Raw genomic sequence first — 281 nt, 5'->3', positions numbered from 1 at the left:
GTCCACGCCACGCTTGGCGCGGTGCGCACGACTTCGATGGTGCTTTTGATCATCGGCATGGCGGCGTCGTTCAGCTGGCTGATGGCCTATCTCAAGGTGCCGGTGCTGCTGATCGCCGGGATGAACGCCATCTCCACCGATCCGCTGGTGGTGCTGCTTCTGCTCAACGTGCTGATGCTGCTTCTCGGTACCTTCATGGATATGGGTCCGATGATCATCATCTGCACGCCGATCTTCCTGCCGCTGGTCCAGCACTACGGCGTCGATCCGGTGCATTTCGG

1 protein-coding gene is annotated in these 281 nt (G+C 60.5%); it reads left to right on the top strand.

Annotated features, from left to right (window positions below):
• A partial coding sequence (locus EN845_RS35040; RefSeq protein WP_135931358.1) for a TRAP transporter large permease subunit occupies positions 1-281 on the top strand: 281 nt, incomplete at both ends.

Source organism: Mesorhizobium sp. M8A.F.Ca.ET.202.01.1.1 (genome assembly GCF_004791595.1).
In the GTDB taxonomy this organism is placed as follows: Bacteria; Pseudomonadota; Alphaproteobacteria; order Rhizobiales; family Rhizobiaceae; genus Mesorhizobium.
Note: the sequence above shows the minus strand (reverse complement) of the source record. Positions and strands in the feature narration are given on the sequence as shown.